The sequence below is a fragment of the Arthrobacter koreensis genome (assembly GCF_035792275.1).
Lineage (GTDB): Bacteria > Actinomycetota > Actinomycetes > Actinomycetales > Micrococcaceae > Arthrobacter_B > Arthrobacter_B koreensis_A.
The window spans coordinates 50,321-69,143 of sequence record NZ_JAMWKK010000016.1 but is presented as its reverse complement, the minus strand read 5'-3'; the positions used below and the strand labels follow the sequence as shown (position 1 = coordinate 69,143).

General features: G+C 65.7%; 13 protein-coding genes. 3 read left to right on the top strand and 10 right to left on the bottom strand.

Going from position 1 to position 18,823, the window contains the following annotated elements; genetic code table 11:
* Positions 1–4 precede the first annotated feature (4 nt).
* The 3 genes from NGB94_RS14945 to NGB94_RS14935 form a co-directional block, all read right to left on the bottom strand.
* Positions 5–4,840 (bottom strand): NAD-glutamate dehydrogenase, encoded by a 4,836-nt coding sequence (locus NGB94_RS14945; RefSeq protein ID WP_325791480.1) that lies wholly within the window; start codon positions 4,838–4,840, stop codon positions 5–7.
* A gap of 88 nt (positions 4,841–4,928) precedes the next feature.
* On the bottom strand, positions 4,929–6,233 hold the full coding sequence (locus NGB94_RS14940; RefSeq protein ID WP_325791479.1) for an AAA family ATPase: 1,305 nt from the start codon (positions 6,231–6,233) through the stop codon (positions 4,929–4,931).
* Positions 6,230–6,877, bottom strand: a complete 648-nt coding sequence (locus NGB94_RS14935) for an SAF domain-containing protein (protein ID WP_325791478.1) — start codon at positions 6,875–6,877, stop codon at positions 6,230–6,232. The genes NGB94_RS14940 and NGB94_RS14935 overlap by 4 nt, the downstream gene beginning before the upstream one ends.
* A 178-nt stretch (positions 6,878–7,055) precedes the next feature.
* On the opposite strand from NGB94_RS14935, the gene NGB94_RS14930 reads away from it, so the two are divergent.
* Positions 7,056–7,286 (top strand): helix-turn-helix domain-containing protein, encoded by a 231-nt coding sequence (locus NGB94_RS14930; protein WP_325791477.1) that lies wholly within the window; start codon positions 7,056–7,058, stop codon positions 7,284–7,286.
* 33 nt (positions 7,287–7,319) lie between these two features.
* On the opposite strand, the gene NGB94_RS14925 is transcribed toward NGB94_RS14930, so the two are convergent.
* Positions 7,320–7,868, bottom strand: a complete 549-nt coding sequence (locus tag NGB94_RS14925) for a hypothetical protein (protein WP_325791476.1) — start codon at positions 7,866–7,868, stop codon at positions 7,320–7,322.
* A gap of 162 nt (positions 7,869–8,030) precedes the next feature.
* On the opposite strand from NGB94_RS14925, the gene NGB94_RS14920 reads away from it, so the two are divergent.
* Both NGB94_RS14920 and NGB94_RS14915 read left to right on the top strand, forming a co-directional pair.
* On the top strand, positions 8,031–8,867 hold the full coding sequence (locus tag NGB94_RS14920) for a LysM domain-containing protein (protein ID WP_325791475.1): 837 nt from the start codon (positions 8,031–8,033) through the stop codon (positions 8,865–8,867).
* Positions 8,868–8,891: 24 nt separating this feature from the next.
* Positions 8,892–9,425 carry an Rv3235 family protein gene (locus NGB94_RS14915; RefSeq protein WP_325791474.1) on the top strand — a complete coding sequence of 178 codons (534 nt, stop codon included), beginning with the start codon at positions 8,892–8,894 and terminating at the stop codon, positions 9,423–9,425.
* Positions 9,426–9,427: 2 nt separating this feature from the next.
* On the opposite strand, the gene secA is transcribed toward NGB94_RS14915, so the two are convergent.
* From secA to mtrB, 6 genes are all read right to left on the bottom strand, one after another.
* On the bottom strand, positions 9,428–12,166 hold the full coding sequence (gene secA / locus NGB94_RS14910; RefSeq protein ID WP_325791473.1) for a preprotein translocase subunit SecA: 2,739 nt from the start codon (positions 12,164–12,166) through the stop codon (positions 9,428–9,430).
* A gap of 91 nt (positions 12,167–12,257) precedes the next feature.
* Positions 12,258–13,466 carry a winged helix-turn-helix domain-containing protein gene (locus NGB94_RS14905; protein WP_325791472.1) on the bottom strand — a complete coding sequence of 403 codons (1,209 nt, stop codon included), beginning with the start codon at positions 13,464–13,466 and terminating at the stop codon, positions 12,258–12,260.
* A 31-nt stretch (positions 13,467–13,497) separates the two neighbouring features.
* The gene (gene hpf / locus NGB94_RS14900; RefSeq protein ID WP_325791471.1) at positions 13,498–14,223 is read right to left on the bottom strand and encodes a ribosome hibernation-promoting factor, HPF/YfiA family; all 726 of its coding nucleotides are present in this window, start codon (positions 14,221–14,223) and stop codon (positions 13,498–13,500) included.
* A 113-nt stretch (positions 14,224–14,336) separates the two neighbouring features.
* Positions 14,337–15,272, bottom strand: coding sequence for a ComF family protein (locus NGB94_RS14895; RefSeq protein ID WP_325791470.1), 936 nt, complete (start codon positions 15,270–15,272; stop codon positions 14,337–14,339).
* Positions 15,273–15,383: 111 nt separating this feature from the next.
* Positions 15,384–17,105, bottom strand: a complete 1,722-nt coding sequence (locus tag NGB94_RS14890) for an LpqB family beta-propeller domain-containing protein (protein ID WP_325791469.1) — start codon at positions 17,103–17,105, stop codon at positions 15,384–15,386.
* A complete protein-coding gene (gene mtrB / locus NGB94_RS14885; protein WP_325791468.1) occupies positions 17,089–18,819 on the bottom strand; it encodes an MtrAB system histidine kinase MtrB in 1,731 nt (576 codons plus the stop codon). The genes NGB94_RS14890 and mtrB overlap by 17 nt, the downstream gene beginning before the upstream one ends.
* Positions 18,820–18,823: the final 4 nt, after the last annotated feature.

Sequence of the window (18,823 nt, the reverse complement as noted above, 5' to 3'; positions counted from 1 at the left end):
TCCGTCAGCGCCTTACAATCGAGCGCAGCAGGCGCAGGGCCACCGAAAGTGAGGCCATGTCGTCCTGCTCCAGCTGGTTGACCTCGGCGAACATCTTGGTTGCTCGTTCGAGGTTGTCTGCGTTTTCCTGTTCCCAGGCCTCAACCCGGGCGACCGGGTCTTCACCCTCCATGGACGGCGTGGCCTGCAGGGCTGCGACCGTCATGTCCGCCACCGTGGAGTACAGGTCGTCACGAAGGGCTGCGCGGGCCAGGGCCTGCCACCGGTCCCCCCGCGGGAGCTTGGTGATCCGCTCAAGCAGGTCGTCGATGCCGTAGCGGTCGTAGACCGCGTAGTACACCGCAGCGATGTTCTCCGCCGGTTCCTCCACCTGCCGGGTCGCAAGGGCGACGTCGAGCAGGCCGTAGCTCTCGAACTGTTCCGCCCAGTAGGTGCCCAGTTCATTGGGTACATCCCACCCGGCAGCCTGTTCGAGGGCCGCTTCCACTCGTTTGCGGTCGTCCCCTCGCATAAAGCGCATCAGGTCTTTCCGGAGCGGTTCGACGATCGGCTTGAAGGCCTGGATGTCCTCGTCGATGGAGCTGCCGCGGCCAACGTGGTTCACGAACCAGCGCACGGCGCGGTCCAGCAGGCGGCGCATGTCCAGGTGAATGGTGGTCCAGGTCTCCGTCGGGAAGCTGGCGGGCAGTTCGCCCAGTGCGGCAACGACGTCGTCAATCGCGTAGATCTCCCGCAGCGCACTGAAGGCGCGGGCAACCGTCGCTTCACTGGCGGAGGTCTCCTCCATGACCCGGAAGGCGAACGTGATTCCGCCGATGTTGATCATGTCGTTGGCCACCATGGTGGAGATGATCTCGCGCCGCAGCGGATGGGTATCCAGCTGGTCGTCGAATCGTTCCACCAGCTGCTTGGGGAAGTACCGGCGCAGCGTGCCGCGGAAGTACGGATCGTCCGCCAGATCGGAGGCTGTCAGCGCGCGGGTCAGCTCAATCTTGGCGTACGCCGCCAGGACCGAGAGTTCCGGCGCGGTCAGCCCCTGCCCCTCGGCGACCCGTGCCCGCAGTTCGTCCTTGGTGGGCAGCGCTTCAAGGGCACGGTCCAGTCCGGCGTGCTCTTCCAGCCAGTCCATCAGGCGCTCGAAGCTGGGGCTCCACTCGATGACGCGCTGGCGGTCGTTGAGCAGCAGCATGTTCTGGTCGATGTTGTCCTGCAGCACCAGGCGGCCAACTTCGTCCGTCATCGAGTGCAGGAACTCTGAGCGCTCGGAGGCGTCCAGCCGTCCTGCAGCGACCATGCGGTCAACAAAGATCTTGATGTTGACCTCGTGGTCGGAGCAGTCCACGCCGGCAGAGTTGTCGATGGCGTCTGTGTTCAGGATGACTCCGGACAGGGCAGCTTCGATGCGGCCGTGCTGGGTCATGCCCAGGTTGCCGCCTTCTCCGATGACCTTGGCGCGGACGTCCCGGCCGTCAATGCGGATCGCGTCGTTGGCCTTGTCCCCCACCTCGGCATTGGTCTCGGTTGAAGCCTTGATGTAGGTACCGATTCCACCGTTGTAGAGCAGGTCCACCGGCGCCTTCAGAATGGCGCGCAGCAGCTCCGGCGGGCTCAGCCGGGTGACGCCGGAATCCAGTCCGAGCACTTCGCGCACCTGAGCGCTGATCGGGATGCTCTTGGACTGCCGGGGGAAGACTCCGCCGCCCTCGCTGATGAGGGATTCGTCGTAGTCGGCCCAGGAGGAGCGCGGCAGTTCAAAGAGGCGGCGGCGTTCAGCGTGCGAACGGGCGGCATCGGGGTTCGGATCCAGGAACACGTGGCGGTGGTCGAAGGCAGCCACCAGGCGGATGTGCTCCGAGAGCAGCATGCCGTTGCCGAAAACGTCTCCGCTCATGTCGCCCACGCCGACGGCGGTGAAGTCCTCGTTCTGGGTGTCGACGCCGAGCTCGGTGAAGTGCCGCTTGACTGACTCCCAGGCGCCGCGTGCGGTGATGCCCATGGCCTTGTGGTCGTAGCCCACCGATCCGCCGGACGCGAAGGCGTCCCCGAGCCAGAAACCGTACTCGGCCGAGAGTGCGTTGGCGATGTCGGAGAACGACGCCGTGCCCTTGTCTGCGGCGACAACCAGGTAGCTGTCATCGCCGTCGTGCCGGACAACATTCTGCGGCGGCTGGACCTGCTCGCCGTCTTCGGTCACAACGAGGTTGTCCGTAATGTCCAGCAGGCCGCGGATGAAGGTGCGGTAGCTTTCCTTGCCCTCCTCCATCCAGGCGGCGCGGTCCTTGGCAGGATCCGGCAGCTGCTTGGCGTAGAACCCGCCCTTCGCGCCCGTGGGCACGATGACGGCGTTCTTCACAGTCTGGGCCTTGACCAGGCCAAGGATTTCCGTGCGGAAGTCTTCGCGCCGGTCGGACCAGCGCAGACCGCCGCGGGCTACTTCTCCGAAGCGCAGGTGCACGCCTTCGACACGCGGTGAGTAAACCCAGATCTCGTATTTGGGGCGCGGGAACGGGGCCCCGTCGATGGAGGCCGTATTCAGCTTGTGGCTGACGTACGGCTTGTCCTGGTAGAAGTTCGTTCGCAGCGTGGCCTCGATGAGGTTGGCGAACGTGCGCAGCACCCTGTCTGCGTCGAGGGTGGGCACCTGTTCCAGTCCGGCGTCCAGTTCGGTGCGCGCAGCCTCCATTTCGGCGGCCCGCTTGTCCTCTTCCACTGCCGGATCAAACCGGGCGCGGAACATGCGGCCAAGCGCACCGGTGACGCGGGGGTTGCCCAGAAGGGTATCCGCAATGAAGCCGTAGGAATTGGTGTTGCCCATCTGGCGCATGTACTTGGCGTAGCTGCGGAACATCACCACTTCCCGCCAGCCAAGGCCCTGCCCCAGGATCAGGCGGTCAAGCGCATCGGATTCACTGGCACCGGAGATGCCTGCCCGGAAAGCCTCTGCCAGAAGGGTTCCGGTTTCCAGCGGATCCACGCCGGCTCCGTAACGGAGTCCCAGGTCGTAGAGATACAGCTCAACGCCGTCCTGCCGCTTGATCTCGAACGGGCGCTCGTCCAGCACCTCGAGTCCAAGGTTGTGCAGGAAGGGAAGGATCTGGGTCAGGGATTTAGGCTCCAGGAGATACAGCTTCAGGCGGGCATCAGCGCTGTCGGGATTGTCGTTCCCGGCCGGAAGATAGACAAAAAGCTCCGGCGCGGTTTCCGGGTTCTGAATCCGGTCTTCGAACCGGGCGATGTCCTCCAGCGCGTCTTCGACCTCGTAGCCCACGCGGTAGTCCATCGGGAAAGCGTCGCCCCACAGTGTGGAGAGCTGCTCAGCCTGCACGCGGTCGAACTTTCCGCGCAGCACCTCGTCGATTCCCTCGGACCAGGAACGGGTGGCGTTGACCAGCCGTCGTTCCAGCGCAGCGGCGTCGACATCCGTTATCTCCGCGCCCTTGGGCAGCCGGATGCGGAAGAACAGCCGGGCCAGCGCCGATTCAGTCAGCCGGGCCTCGTAATCGATGGATTCAGCGTTGAACGTTGCGCGCAGCTCGTCCTGGATGCGCAGGCGGACTGAGGTGGTGTAACGGTCACGGGGCAGGAACACCAGCGCGGACATAAAGCGCCCGTACACGTCCGGACGCAGGAAGAGCCTCGTGCGGCGCCGTTCCTGCAGCCGGAGGATGCCCTGCGCGGTCTCCAGCAGGCCGTCGACGTCGATCTGGAACAGCTCGTCGCGCGGGAAGGTTTCAAGGATGGAGAGCAGGTCCTTGCCGGAGTGCGAGTCCGCAGGGAATCCTGCCCGCCCGATGACTTCCTTGACCTTGTCGCGCAGGATCGGGACAGCCCGGACGGATCCGGTGTAGGCACCGGTGGCGAACAAACCGATGAAGCGCCGTTCACCCGTGACATTGCCGTCGGCATCAAACCTCTTCACGCCGATGTAGTCGAAGTACGCTGCACGGTGCACTGTCGAACGCGAGTTGGCCTTGGTGATCACCAGGGCGCGCTTCTCCCGTGCCTTGGCCCGGCCGGCGGTGGTGAGGTGCTGGACCTTGCCTGACTCGGAGCTGCGGCGCAGCAGGCCAAGCCCGGTGCCCGATGAAGAGCGCAGCACGTCTTCGCCGTCTTCGTTGATCAGGTCGTATTCGCGGTACCCCAGGAAGGTGAAGTTGCCGTCGTCAAGCCAGGTAAGGAGCTCCCGTGCCTGCTGCAGGTCCGGGATGCCGGGACCGGCAGTGGCCAGTTCCGCGGCGATCTCATGGACTTTCGCCCGCATGCCCGACCAGTCCTTGACCGCAAGGCGGACGTCGTCCAGAACCCGGAGAAGACCGTCCACCATCTCCCGGCGCCGGGCATCATCGCTCAGGCGCGGGACTTCGACGGCGATCCAGGACTCGATGCGCGTGGTCTGGTCCCCGTTGCCGAGCAGGCCGGAAATGTCCGGCAGGGCAGCAGTGTCACCGCTGGAAATGCCGGCAGCGTTCGGAACCCGCTTGACCTGCTGCAGAGTATCGCTGTCCCTGTGCCGCGTAGCCAGGAACGTGGGGTGGACCATCAGGCGGATACCGCTGTTCTGGCGGACGATCTCGGCCGTGACGGAATCCACGAGGAAAGGCATGTCATCGGTGACGATGAGGATGACGCTCGCGTCGCCCTGGTCGAAAACATCTACCGCAGCGGTGCCTTCCGCACGGGTCCATGCCAGCGCCCGGTGCGCCTCTGCGCGTTCCCGCAGGGCCTGTGGAGGGTAGAGTGCGGCGTCTTCAGCCGCCAAATGTTCGTAGTAATTCCCGATGAAATCCTCAAGGGAAATATCCGAGCTGGAAAGATCCGTGGTGTTGGATCCAGACGACATTTAATACGCCTCCGAAATTCGCCGCTTAGTACCGGCCGCCCCTTTGCGGTCCGTTTGCTACGAGCCTATCTCCTCGGCAAAGAAAAGGTCACTTCGTGGCGGCCGCGCGCCTCCTCCGCCGTTTGGGGCTGCCGCCTGCGGGAACGTTGGCCAGGGCGGCAATTGCCGCCCTGAGTGCAGAAGACGGGGCTGCTTCGAGCAGCGCGGCTCCGGCGAGCAGCGAAGCATCGGCTGCGTCCCAGTCAGCCGGAAGGAACGCACTGATCCGCCCGGGACCGAACCGCTCCCACGCTTCGCTGAGCTGCCGCTCCGGAGAGCGCCCCACCGTGGAACGCCGCACCTTGTTCAGCACTACCAGCGGTGACGCGGAAGGAACAGCGGTTTCAAGTTCGGCGAGCGCCCGCACCAGGCGGGGAACTCCCACCGGATCCGCGGCGCCCACGGCATAGACAGTGTCCGCCGCTTCAAGAGCCACCAGCGTTGCCGCGTTGCGTCTGGGTGCCATTGTGTCGAAGCTGAGTTCTTCGTCGGCCTCAACGCTGAATCCGCAGTCCACCACCGTGATGTCGGCAATGCTGCGCGCCTGCTCGAGGACCCGGGCAAGGGCAGTACCGCGGATTTCAAGCCACCGGTCTGACCGCGTGATACCGGTCAGCACCCGCAGGCGCCGGTTCTTGAGCTGAACCTCTGCTGCGGTTGCTGCCAGGGCTGCCGGCTCCAGCAGTCCCTGTTCTGCCAGACGGCACGCCTGGGCCAGGCCTGCCGATTCGTCGGCCAGCCCCAGCACTGCGGCAATGCTGGGTGCATAGGTGTCGGCATCCACGAGGAGTACTTTGCTGCCGGCAGCGGCTGCCTCGGCTGCGAGGTTCAGTGCGAGGGTGGTGCGGCCGGGGCCGCCCGCCGTCCCCCAGACGGCGACCAGGCTTCCCGGTCCCTGGCGTGCTTCCCGGTCCGGGCTGGCCTCCCCCGTCAGTTCCCAGCGGCGGAGGCCGTCAGCAGGGTCTGCCAGTGAGGACGCTGTTCCGCTCTCCGGTCTCCGCGATCCCATGGCCTGGACTGCCCCGGCCACGAGCTCTGCCAGGGCTGTCGATTCCAGGTTCCTGGACGCGTGGCGGACTCCAAGCTGGTCGAGCCGGCTCCTCGCAGCGGGATCATCCGCGAGCACTACGAGGGCGACGCCGGCGGCTGCCACGCGGTCGGCGAGGCTGGCGGTCAGCTCACCGGCGTCGTCGTCCACGATGGCCGCGCGTGCCATGCCGCTCTGGCACGCGGCAATCAGTTCAGAGAGCTCGCTGCAGCGGCGGATCACGGTGACCGGGCCCTGCAGGCGTTCCAGTCCCTGTACCAGCTCCGCAGTTCCGCTGCCGGAGGTTACGACCGGTATGGTGCTCATCCGGCTGAAGGATTGGGGACGACGGCGATTTTCGCCTGATTGGACAGGGCACCGAGCAGGGCGGGAAGGTCCTGGTCCTCAACGAGGACCAGCAGCCGGGTGGCGTCCGCGCCGGCAATGACCGACTCGTTCACGGAGAGCTCGGAAATTTCAGCGGCTGTGAGCAGCCGGCGTGGTTCGCCGTAGCCGTTCTTTCCATCCGGAAGGGAAGCCCAGACATCCACCCGGTCACCGGCACGGATACCGCTGGGCAGCGGTGCCTCTACGTCCAGGCCCAGCGGCTTACGGTCCAGGCTTTCGGCTTTGCTGAGGTCCGCCCGTGCAAGCAGTTCGCCCCTGCGGATAAGGGTTCCGGCGACGGCGTTTTCGGGAAATGGGTCATCGGCAGCCATGTAGGTACCGGCGAGCCCGCCGAGGGAAACCTGGGCCACGTCGAAGTCCGCGGCCTCCAGCACCGACCCGACAGGAATCTCGCGTGACGCCACCAGGACCTGGACGGTCTTGTCCTGGCTGGCTACAAGCGCGCTGACTCCGGCGACTGAGGCCAGCACGAGCAGCACCCCCAGCAGCAGCCGGGGGTCCTTCCACGACGGTTTCTTGAGGCGGGGCGCGGGTGCAGCCGGCGCCACGGTCTTGAGACTCATGCTTCCCCCTAGGTTTCCTCCGCTTCCCTGCGGAGTGTTGGAGGTCATTGTGGCCCTCAAACGGCACTATGGAAACGGGTGGGGCCCGTAATGTGTGGATAACGGGCGTCCGGCTGCCTCAAGATGGCAGACTTGGTCAGCAGCGGCACAGTGCCGGGAAGGGTCTAACGGTGGCACCATGGTGGAGAAAAGGTTCCTTACCCTCGCCGATGTGGGCGAGGTCCTGAACATATCTTCGTCCCAGACGTATGCCCTGGTGCGCTCCGGCGAACTCCCGGCCATCCAGGTTGGGGGCCGCGGCCAGTGGCGGGTCGAGAGCGCCAAGCTTGAGGAATACATCGCAGGTGCCTACCGCCGGGCCGAGGCTGCCCGTTCTGCACTCCCCCAGGACGAGACTGCGGAGGCCTGACCCGCCCCGGGGCCGGATCCGCCTTTTTCGTCCCTACCGCGTGGAACTGACCGCGGCGAGCCGCGAGAAGGGCACTACCGGCGCTGAACCTACTTTGCCGCGGCGCCGCGGCTCACCCGGTTCCACGACGGCAAATTCAAGAAAGTCCTTCCCCACCCGGTCGATACTGCCGTGCAGGGGCGCGGGCATTCCGCGCAGGTGCAGATCCACCGGATAGCGGTCCCGGGCCAGCTCCCTGAGCGCTGAGGCCAGGCGCAGCTGCACTGCGGGAACGGATGCGTCCGCATACCGGTCCATGCCCTCCAGCATCTGCACGGCGTCCAGGGCCACCACGTACGATCCCGAGGCCGATTCGAGCAGGAACCAGTCAGTTCCCACCCGTCCCAGCACTCCGCTCAGCGGGCCGGCCGCCAGCCCCAGATGCACCCGCAGCCTCCGCCCGCGCTGCGCCCGAAGCCGCGCGGCAAGATCCAGCGCTGCCACTTCGCCGCGCTGGCGGTCCGCTATTTCCGCTTCCAGATCTGCACGCCCGGCAGCAGCCAACTGTGCTTCCAGGTCTGCGAACAACGCCTCCCATCTCATCGGGCAAGGCTAGCCTCCACATTTCACCCGCACCACTCTTTACAGCTGTGACATCAGTCTGTATGAACAGACACCAATTGAAATCAAAAAGGCTTCAACTCATTCCAAAGCACCAAACGACGTCAAATCACATCAAACGCAGTGAATCTAACGGAGGCAGCAATGGCTTCACCAGGCAGGCGCAGACTGTTGGAAGACACGTTCCAGGCGGTTGCGGCAGCAGCCTCCGGAGCGTTGATGCTGTGGGCGGGGAACCTGCTGCGCGCAGACCCGGCCGCGGGGTTTGTGCCGGATGCCTTCCGCTCGCTCACGGACCTGCAGTCTGCCGCAGGCCTTGCCGCCGGAGGAGCGGGCCTGCTGCTGCTGGCCTGGTGGTCAGCAGGACTGGCTGCTGCATTCCTTTGGGCAGTGCTGCTGCGCTGCGGCAAGCAACGCGCTGCGGGAGCCGTGGGAGTCCTCAGCCCGGCCTTCCTCAAGCGGCTGGCCGCCGCGGTCCTGGGGCTGCAGCTGGCAGCGGCACCGCTGACGGCGTTCGCTGCACCGGCGGCGACCGCCGTCGTTTCCACAGGTGCCGAAACACGGATGCCGGAGCAGGTAGGTGCCTATGCACTGGCCTCCCAGGCTGCCGATCCCTCCTGGCGCACAGAGGGCCAGCCCGTTCCGGGCAGCAGCGGGGCCCGCGCAGCTGCGGCGTCCGGCACCGGCCCCGCCGCGGACCCGTCCTGGAAACCCTCTCCTGCGCCCGTGGACGGATCCCTGCTCATTCCGGGCGCACCAACGGCGGCGAACGCAGCATCGCCTGCGGCGACGGTCACCGTCACAGCGGGAGACACACTCTGGGACCTCGCCGCAGCGCAGCTCGGTTATCTCGCCACAGATCACGAAATCGCCAGGTACTGGCCGGCCTGGCATGAACTGAACCGCGGCGTGATCGGTCCTGATCCGAATCTGCTGCTTCCGGGGCAGGTTCTTGCCGTCCCGCCCCCGCCCGCCGAATAGACCGCCCTTCGGAGAGGACACCCGATGACCATCCTGATTATTCTTCCCGCCCCGGATGAAGCGTCCGGAGAACTTGCCAGGGCCAGCGGCGAATCCAGGCCGGTGTTCAGCACTGTCCCCGGCGGGGCTCCTCCGGTGGTCCCGCAGCGGCACCCGGTGCTGGTGCGTGCGGAACCGGAGCCGGACCCGGACCCGGACCCGGTACAGAACTGGACCAGCTCAGCCCAGGAAGACGCCCGGATCGAGGCGATCAGCCGGTCTGTGACGATGGGAGCCCTGGAGGTTCTGGCAGGAGTCCGGCCGCTGCAGCAGCTGGCCCGGTGGATGGACTTCGAGGAGTTCGAACGCCTGCAGCTGCGGACCAATTTGGTCCGCGGGCGGGGACAAGCGCGCCAGCACCGCAATGTGCGTATTCTCCGGGTGCGGGTTTGCCCGGTATCTGCGGGAGTCTACGAAGTCGCCGTGGCAGCAGCTGAAACGGACAGAGTCCGCGCCGTTGCCCTCCGTTTGGAGCAGCGGCGCGGACTCTGGAAAGTTTCCGCCCTGGAGATCGGGTGAAGCTACTTGCGGCGCTTCTTCTTCCCGGCCGAACGGGTGTCCTTGCGGGACGCGGCCTGCGCAGGCTTGGCTGCAGCCGTACGCTCTACCCGCGTCTCCACCTGGCCCTGGCTGTTCGGTGCGGAGAACTGCAGGCTGGCCGGCTGCTCGGGTGCCTCGAGTCCCGGAGTCTGGATGACCGGACCGCCCACGATTCCGCGTGCGTCCTTCAGTCCCTTCAGCGCTTCGGGGACCTCGGGCTGGCTGACCTGCACCTCGACGTTGAAGAGGTAGCGGATGCTCTCCTCCCGGATGGCTTCCATCATGGTCTGGAACATCACGAAACCCTCGCGCTGGTATTCAACCAGGGGGTCCCGCTGGGCCATGGCACGCAGGCCAATGCCTTCCTTGAGGTAGTCCATCTCATACAGGTGTTCCTGCCACTTACGGCCGATCACCGAAAGCACCACGCGGCGTTCCAGCTCGCGCATGGCGGCTGAGCCAATGGAGTCTTCGCGTGCCTGGTAGGCCAGGCGGGCATCGGACAGGACTTCTTCAAGCAGGAAGTCGCGGGTCAGGTTGGACCGGCCGTCAGCTTCATCAATCACTTCGTCGATGCTCAGGCTGATCGGGTAGACGATCTTCAGGTTCTTCCAGAGAGTCTCCAAATCCCAGTCGTCACCGTGGCCTTCGGCTGTGGCGTCATTGACGACGGCGGTGATGACGTCCTCCAGGAAGAAGCCGATCTTCTCCTGCAGGTCATCGCCTTCGAGGATGCGGCGGCGGTCCCCGTAGATCGCTTCGCGCTGGCGGTTCAGCACGTCGTCGTACTTCAGGACGTTCTTGCGCTGCTCGGCGTTGCGTGCTTCGACCTGCCCCTGGGCGTTCTGGATCGCCTTGGAGACCAGCTTCGATTCCAGTGCGACGTCGTCAGGCATGGAGGAGCTGTTCATGATGCGTTCCGCTGCACCGGAGTTGAACAGCCGCATCAGGTCATCGGTCAGCGAGAGGTAGAACCGGGACTCACCCGGATCTCCCTGGCGGCCGGACCGGCCGCGGAGCTGGTTGTCGATGCGCCGTGACTCGTGCCGCTCTGTGCCAAGGACATAGAGGCCGCCGAGGGCACGGACCTCGTCATGCTCCGCGGCGACGGCCGCCTGGGCCTTCTCCAGCGCGGCCGGCCAGGCTGCTTCGTAGGCCTCGGGGTTCTCGGCCGGATCCAGTCCGCGGGCGTTGAGTTCAGCCACGGCGTTGAACTCAGCGTTGCCGCCGAGCATGATGTCGGTGCCGCGGCCGGCCATGTTGGTCGCGACGGTCACGGCACCCTTGCGTCCGGCCTGTGCCACGATGGCCGCTTCACGGGCATGGTTCTTGGCGTTGAGGACTTCGTGCCGGATGCCTGCCTTGGCCAGCTGCTTGGAGAGGTATTCGCTCTTTTCCACGCTGGTGGTACCAACGAGCACGGGCTGTCCCGAAGCGTGCCGCTCCGCGATGTCCTTCACGACGGCGTCGAACTTGGCCACTTCGTTCTTGTAGATCAGGTCCGACTGGTCCAGCCGCGCCATCGGCTTGTTGGTGGGGATGGGCACCACGCCAAGCTTGTAGGTGCTCATGAATTCGGCGGCTTCGGTCTCAGCCGTGCCGGTCATGCCGGAGAGCTTCTCGTAGAGGCGGAAGTAGTTCTGCAGGGTGACGGTGGCCAGGGTCTGGTTCTCTGCCTTGATCTGCACCCCTTCCTTAGCCTCGATGGCCTGGTGCATGCCTTCGTTGTAACGGCGTCCGGCCAGAATACGGCCGGTGTGTTCGTCAACGATAAGTACTTCGCCCTTGAGGATGACGTAGTCCTTGTCCCGCTTGAACAGTTCCTTGGCCTTGATGGCGTTGTTCAGGAACCCGATCAGCGGGGTGTTGGCGGCCTCGTACAGGTTGGTAATGCCCAGGTAGTCTTCGACCTTTTCGATGCCGGACTCGAGCACGCCCACGGTGCGCTTCTTCTCGTCGACCTCGTAGTCGACGTCGAGGGTCAGGCGCTGGACCACCTTGGCGAACTCGGTGTACCAGCGGTTGACGTCGCCGCTGGCGGCGCCGGAGATGATCAGCGGGGTCCGGGCCTCATCAATGAGGATGGAGTCAACTTCATCGACGATGGCGAAGTGGTGGCCGCGCTGGACAAGCTCGTTGGCGCTCCATGCCATGTTGTCCCGCAGGTAGTCGAAACCGAACTCGTTGTTGGTGCCGTAGGTGATGTCAGCGGCATACTGTTCGCGGCGGGTGGCCGGGTCCTGGTTGGCAAGGATGCAGCCGGTGGACATGCCCAGGAAACGGAAGACGCGGCCCATCAGGTCCGACTGGTATTCGGCCAGGTAGTCGTTGACGGTGACCACGTGTACGCCGCGGCCGGTCAGCGCGTTAAGGAAGGCCGGGGCCGTGGCCACCAGGGTCTTTCCTTCACCGGTCTTCATTTCGGCGATGTTGCCCAGGTGCAGGGCGGCGCCGCCCATCATCTGTACGTCGAAGTGCCGCATGCCCAGGGTGCGGCTGGCCGCTTCCCGGACGAGCGCGAAGGCCTCCGGCAGCAGGTCATCCAGGCTCTCGCCGTCGGCGTGGCGTTCCTTGAGGTTGTCTGTCTCGGCGCGCAGTTCGGCATCGCTCATGCCCTTGAACTCGTCCTCGAGCACGTTGATCGCGTCGGCGTAGTTACGCAGTGTTTTCAGCGTCTTCTTATCGCCTGTGCGAAGAACTCGTTCGAGAAGTGATGCCACTGATTTGCTCCCAATCTAGTGTTGCCGAAATCTGGCGTCCCCAGTCTACGTGAGAGACGTCCGGCAGGCCGCCAAGGTTCCCGCTTGGGCGTCATCCACGGTCTACTGCCAGTTTCAGGGCGGGCGCAAGGTTGCCCACAGGACTTACCATAACCTCTGCGAGGCCCAGCCACTGCGCCATGAGCCGTAATTCTGCGGCGAGCTCAACGGCAGTATCCGGCGGTGAACCGGGTTCGGCGTGGGCAGCCTGAACGAGCAGTGCCCCGCCCGCCCGGTCCGCTTTCAGGTCCACCCGCGCCACTATTGCCTCCCGCAGCAAGAACGGCAGGACGTAGTACCCGTACTGGCGTTTGTGCGCGGGCGTGTAGATCTCGATCCGGTAATGGATCCCGAAGACTGCCTGCAGCCTGCGCCGGTCAAAGACCAGTGAGTCGAAAGGGCTCAGCAGGCCGCGTCCGTGGCACCGGCGCGGTGCCGTCACCTCCGGATGGAGGAAGACCGGACCTTTCCAGCCCTCGACGGTGATTTCCTCGAGTCTGCCCCGGTCGGCAAGGGTTTTGGCGGCACCGAGGGTGTCGCGCAGCGGCAGGCGGAAGTAGTCGGCCAGCATGGGGGCCGTCCCCAGCCCAAGCGCGCGGGCTGCAGCCTCCGTAAGCCGGAGCAGCGCTTCCCGGCGGTCAGCCGGCTGGAGTGCAGCCTCCCCGTCAGGATGCACCGAGGCAGCGGGCGCGTAGAGCCGTTCGAAGGCCGTTCCCCGTCCGGCGGATGAGATGAGTCCCTGTTCAAAAAGGTCTTCCAGCACCCGTTTGGATGCGGTCCAGTTCCACCCCCATGACTTCGTTCCGGGAACGGCGGCCTGGCCGAGGGCTGCTTCCACTTCACGGGCCGTGAGGGGGTGCTTCCGGTCCAGCAGCCCGAGAATGGCCTGGCTCAGTTCGCTGCGCTGTCCGTCCGGCATGGACGTGGCACGCATCCAGCTCCTGCGCTGCCACTGGCGCAGGTCAGCGAAGAGATCCGGACGGACAAAGCTGGCTTCGTGCGCCCAGTACTCCACCATCCGCCGGGGATGCCGGGTAGCCATGCGGTCCAGGACGTCCCGGTCGTAGGAGCCCAGCCGGGTGAACAGCGGCAGATAGTGGCTGCGGGCCGGGACGTTCACCGAATCGATCTGCAGCAGTCCCAGGGCATCAAAAACGCGGCCCGCCTGCCCGGGAGTCGGGCGGACGGGCCGCGGTTTGGCTAGCTGCTGGGCGCCGAGGATGGTGCGGCGTGCCCGGTCAAGGGAGAAGGCTGCTGGCATGCACCCATCCTAGGACCGGGCTGCCGGCAATCTACGACGCGGCGTCCACGTCCTGCGCCGGTGCGGCGTCTCGGTAGCCGCGCATTTCCTCTCGGATTTCCTCAGATCCCTCTGCGCACTTGGAATCCAGGGTAATGACGCCGTAGGTCCAGCCCTTGCGGCGGTAGACCACGGACGGCGCTCCGGTGGCGGCATCGACAAAGAGGTAGAAATCGTGGCCAACCAGTTCCATGTTGTCGACAGCGTCGTCAAGGCTCATGGGGGCACCCGGGAAGACCTTGCGGCGGATCAGGACCGGGCTGTCGCCGGTCTGCATGTCCTGGTTGTCGGCTTCGTTGCTCTCTGCCGGGACAGCCTCTGCCGCTGCGAACTGGGAAGACAAAGGTTCGGAAGTGCTGACCGGCTCCAGCCCGGCGGTGGCCACCCGTACAGGGACGGGGGTATGACGCCCACGGTGTACCTTGCGCCGGTCGCTTGCGCGGCGCAGGCGCTCCATGAGCTTTCCGTAGGCGAGGTCGAAGGCCGCGAACTTATCTGCGGAAGATGCCTCGGCGCGGACCACGGGGCCCCTGCCCAGGACGGTCAATTCCACGGTGAGGGAGCTGTCGGCTTCACGGACGTTCTCGTGCTTGGTGACCCGGGCATCGACCCGCTGCACCTTGTCTCCGAGGTTCTCCACCTTGCCGATCTTTTCGGCGGCGTACTGACGGAACCGATCGGATACTGCAACGTTGCGTCCGCTGATCATGAATTCCATGGTGCCCTCCAATATTCTTCGGTGACACAACAACGGCCGCTGCCAGTTTCCTTCGCGACCGTTGCCGCAGGATCACTCCTTTTCTTGAAGTGATCCATACTCAACACGTTAGATCACCCGGGAGCTTTATTCACCTTCTGACCTTGGCCGCTGTTCGCGTGCCACTCCCCGGCCGGTGGAATTCCAGGACTGTTCCGGAGCTCCCCGGCCGGCGTTTCCCGCACCGGCGCGGGCGCCCGGACCGCAGCTATCACCGCTGCTCCGGCAACCTGTGCCCCGGCAGCGCGCAGGGCACGGACCGCCTCGGCCAGCGTCGCACCCGTGGTCAGGACATCATCTGCGAGGACGACGGTCATGCCCCGCAGTTTTCCCGGCGGCCCGGCGGTCATGGTTCCCTGGACATTACGCCGCCGCGCTCCTGCTCCGAGGCTCTTCTGCGCTCCGGATCCAGCGGACTTGAGGGCAGTGCCCGGCCGGTATTTCAGTACGGGGCGAATACACGTGCCAGCGGGCAGCAGGCCCCTCCGGCGCACTTTCGCGAGGATCAGCTCCAGCGGATCGTAGCCGCGGCGCAGCCTGCCGCGGAAGCTGCCCGGAACCGGAACCACTGCCAGCTTTCCAGGGCAGCCGCAAGACGCGACTGCCTGGTGCAGCGCCCGCGCCATGGCTTCGGCAAGGACGCCCAGCACGTCGGTATGCCCGTGGTTCTTGCAGGCAAGGATTACCCTTGCCAGCCCCGCTCCGTACCGTCCTGCCGCGGTTACAGACAATGGTGGCTGCCCCGCCGGATCGGGGATACCGGCATCCGGGCGCTCCGCCGCCCGGCCTGCGGCTGCCGGAAGCATGCCCGCGCCCTCCGATGCGTAGAAGGGACGCAGCGTAGCCTGCCGCACGGCGGTCAGGCATGCCGGACAGAGTGAATCGTCCGGAACACCGCAGACCACGCATTCTGCAGGCAGGAGAACCGAACGCAGTTCCAGGCAGGCAGCCAGGACAGCTGCCGGCCCTGGAGCTGCCAGCCAGTCCTCCAGGGCACTGAGTCGGGTCATGGACTCCATGCTGCGCCCGTTCAAGCCTCAGCGCTGCCCGGACATATCCGGGCTGGGGATACACCGCGGGTGCTCGGGGCAGGAACCGGTTCTGTGGAGGCCGGGAAGGCGCTATCCGGGGAACGCCGGGTCGCGGATGCCGTCGATTTCACGGATCCAGCCATTGCCCAGCTTCTTGTAGACAGCATCGGAGGTCTGCAGGAACAGGTCTTCGGGTCCGTCTCCTCCGCTGATGCTGAAGCTTCCCTCCCAGCCGGCCAGTTCCTGGTTGTCTTCCGCCGGGTCGAGGATCACCGGGGTCAAGGTCTCGTCCTGGCCCCTCAGCAGCGCTGCCACTTGCGTTTCACCTACCCACACCGCCGTGGTGACGGGCGCGTTCGTCCACAGTTCCAGCGGCGTGGTCAGGGTCTGCGGCGCACCGTTGGAAGAGCGCACGACGCCGGCGATCAGGACACGGGAGGCACCGTCCTGTTCCACCACCAGCAGCGCCCGGGCCCCGTCACGGGAGAGCCGCAGATCGCGCACTTTCATGTCTCCAAGCCAGGACGGCGTGAGGCCGGTTTGCGTGGAGGCGGAAAGGTCCGGTCCCACCGCAATGAGCCGGCTGCCCTGGCCCTGGGCGGAGGCAGACCAGATCCAGCCCTCCGGATCGATGCTTGGGCCGGAAAGCGAGTTGCCGGTCGCCACCGTGGCGACGTCCTTGTCCGGCCCGGTGACCAGAAGGGTGCTGCGGTCTCCGGAGAGGAACGCAATGGTGTCCAGTTCCCCAACGGATACGGCCGGGTCCCGGGGGTCGTATTCGGAGACATCGGGAAGGTTGCCGATCTCCTGCGCCTGCCGGTCGCGGAAGAAGACTATGTCCTGGCCCTGGATTCCTACCTGCGTGTCCCCCACCCGGGGATCATGCTCGGCAGGAATCAGCTCACTGCTGGGCGGGCCCAGGTCCACCTGGCGCTGGTTGACGGTCATCTCCACGGAGTTGACGTTGTTCAGCTGGCGCAGGTTCTGTTCCAGCTGCAGCTTCATCTGCTGGCGGTTGAGGTCCGTTGAGTCCTCCAGGACTTCGGCGGAGAAATCCACCGAAGCCACCCCGGAGACAACCGGAACAGCGTCCCGTGCAAGCTTCGTTTCAACCGGGAAGGCGCTGGTCACGGCTCCTTCGAGATAGGGCGCCGGACCGGCCAGCATGGCATTCACCACGGAGGCCGCCATACCGGAACGCTGGACGAACCAGCGGGTATCCGGGACCCAGTACCGGTAAGTGCTGGAGTAGAAGTACAGGTTGTGTGCGCGGAAGACGATGGGGAACGTTACATCCGAGATCATGACGCCGTTGGGGATGCCGCTGATCCGCCACTGGCCGTCCTGCTCCACCAGCCGGACCTGGATGGTTTCCGTGGTGCCGGGAGCCGATTCAGTGCGGATGCCTTGGGCATTCACCGAGGCAACAACTTCGAGCTGGATCTGGAAGGTATCCGGCTCCGGCAGCGGCACCACGTTTGGATCTGCGCCGTAGATGACCACGCGCTCGTTCGGCACCCAGGAAGCAGCCAGGTCGGCCGTCAGGAATTCCCGCGCGGCGGTGTAGTCCTCTCCTGCTCCCACCCCCGCGCTGATGAAACCGTCGATGATCTCCTGGGGTCCGGCGTCCTCCGCAGGGCCGGGCGGGCTATAGCTGAGCTGTTTGGTCAGTGAGGAGCTTCCGGCGCTGGCCGTGGCCGTCCCCACTGGCCCCACGGTGGGAATGGAGGAACATCCGGCAAGGAAAAGCAGGGCGGACAGGAAGGCAACCGCCTGCGCCGTCCGTTTGAAGGCCCTAGGCATTGAAGTCATCCCCTTCTGCATCGGCAGCTGTCAGCGCCTTGGGCGGTGACGGCAGCGGGGTGTCCTGCGGCGAGAGTGGAACCGGCGAAGCAGCAAAGCCTTCGCCGTGCCTGCGCGGCAGGGTGAGCCGGAAGCAGGCGCCGTTGCCGGGGCTGCCCCACGCTTCGAGCCAGCCGCCGTGCAGCCTGGCGTCTTCCGCGGCAATGGCCAGGCCCAGCCCGCTTCCGCCGGTGGTACGCGCACGTGCAGGGTCTGCCCGCCAGAACCGGTCGAAAACCCGGGCCGCGTCGTCCTCGCTCATACCGATTCCGTAGTCGCGGACCGCCACGCCAACGGCGCCGGCGTTTGTCGCCACGGCGATTTCCACCGGTTTGCCTTCTCCGTGTTCAAGCGCATTCACCACGAGGTTCCGCACGATCCGCTCGATTCGGCGCGGATCAGCATCGACTACCACCCGCTCCTCCCGGCAGACAATGCGGACCTCCGACCCGTTGTTCAGGGCCAGCGGTTCGGTGGCTTCAACGACGTCCCTGACGATGCCCAGGATGTCCGCTGCTTCAAGGTCCGGTTCGGCTGCGCCTGCGTCGAACCGGCTGATTTCCAGGAGGTCCGCCAGCAGCGCCTGGAAGCGCTCAACCTGGTGATAAAGGAGCTCTGTGGACCGCTTGGAAATGGGATCGAATCCTTCCCTCGCGTCGTAAAGCACCTCGGCGGCCATCCGCACGGTCGTGAGCGGAGTACGCAGCTCGTGCGATACATCCGAGACGAACCCCTGCTGCATCCTCGAGAGCTGTGCCAGCTGCGTGATCTGGTCCTGGAGGGTCGCAGCCATGTGGTTGAAGGAGGCTGCCAGACGGGCGACTTCGTCCTCGCCCTTGACCTCCATGCGCTCCTGGAGTTCGCCGGCAGCGAGTTTTTCCGAGACGGATGCCGCGGCACTCACGGCACCCACACCGGCCTTGGTCACCACCCAGGCAATAGTTCCGATGATGGCCAGGAGCAGGCCGCCGGCAATCCACAGGATGCGGTGGATGTCATCGAGGGTCTGCTGCATGGTGTCCAGGTCATAGACCAGGTACAGCGCATATTCGGACCGGTCCGGAGGCAGGGTCACCTTGGTGCCGAAAGCAAGCCCGGGTTCACCGTGTTCCAGTGCCAGGGCGGACCAGTGCACAACGTCTTCTCCGTCAGGGTCCAGCCCCTCCACGGCATCACTGAGCGGTGCGGGAATGCTGCCGGCAGTGATCCGGTCCCCCAGCGTCGAGACGAAGAGGTTCTCCTGGTCTGGAAGAGGGGAGAGCAGGTAGCGGCGCGGCGTCTCCGCCCCCCGTCCCTCGAGCAGGGAAAGGGTGTTGGAGACCAGGCGCTCGGTTCCCTCGCGGTCCGCAGCGGCCGTCGTCCGGAAATTCTCCTTGACGCTGCTCAGGCCGGCTGTGGCTTCCGCCTTGAACTGGGTCAGCCGCTCTTCATACAGGGCTCCGGCGATCTGGTGGGACAGGAACGCCCCGATGCCGCCCGCGGCCACGATCACCAGGAGCAGGGTCGCCAGGACCGTCTTGAACTGGAGCGACCGGCGCCAGCGGACGGCGATCTTGGCGACGGTGGCGCGGTGGACCCGCTCGGCTGTGCGGCGCAGTACCGCGCCGGCGCGGAGCATCCGCGCCCTGGCCCGGGCCGTCGGGCTCTCCGGCGCACCGTGCTCCTCCGCGCCGGCGGAGGGCACGGAA

What these genes read in the sequence shown, in the direction of transcription:
- NGB94_RS14945 (WP_325791480.1), bottom strand. Translation starts at nt 4,840, where the DNA reads ATGTCGTCTGGATCCAACACCACGGATCTTTCCAGCTCGGATATTTCC.
- NGB94_RS14940 (WP_325791479.1), bottom strand. Translation starts at nt 6,233, where the DNA reads ATGAGCACCATACCGGTCGTAACCTCCGGCAGCGGAACTGCGGAGCTG.
- NGB94_RS14935 (WP_325791478.1), bottom strand. Translation starts at nt 6,877, where the DNA reads ATGAGTCTCAAGACCGTGGCGCCGGCTGCACCCGCGCCCCGCCTCAAG.
- NGB94_RS14930 (WP_325791477.1), top strand. Translation starts at nt 7,056, where the DNA reads ATGGTGGAGAAAAGGTTCCTTACCCTCGCCGATGTGGGCGAGGTCCTG.
- NGB94_RS14925 (WP_325791476.1), bottom strand. Translation starts at nt 7,868, where the DNA reads ATGAGATGGGAGGCGTTGTTCGCAGACCTGGAAGCACAGTTGGCTGCT.
- NGB94_RS14920 (WP_325791475.1), top strand. Translation starts at nt 8,031, where the DNA reads ATGGCTTCACCAGGCAGGCGCAGACTGTTGGAAGACACGTTCCAGGCG.
- NGB94_RS14915 (WP_325791474.1), top strand. Translation starts at nt 8,892, where the DNA reads ATGACCATCCTGATTATTCTTCCCGCCCCGGATGAAGCGTCCGGAGAA.
- NGB94_RS14905 (WP_325791472.1), bottom strand. Translation starts at nt 13,466, where the DNA reads ATGCCAGCAGCCTTCTCCCTTGACCGGGCACGCCGCACCATCCTCGGC.
- hpf (WP_325791471.1), bottom strand. Translation starts at nt 14,223, where the DNA reads ATGGAATTCATGATCAGCGGACGCAACGTTGCAGTATCCGATCGGTTC.
- NGB94_RS14895 (WP_325791470.1), bottom strand. Translation starts at nt 15,272, where the DNA reads ATGACCCGACTCAGTGCCCTGGAGGACTGGCTGGCAGCTCCAGGGCCG.
- NGB94_RS14890 (WP_325791469.1), bottom strand. Translation starts at nt 17,105, where the DNA reads ATGACTTCAATGCCTAGGGCCTTCAAACGGACGGCGCAGGCGGTTGCC.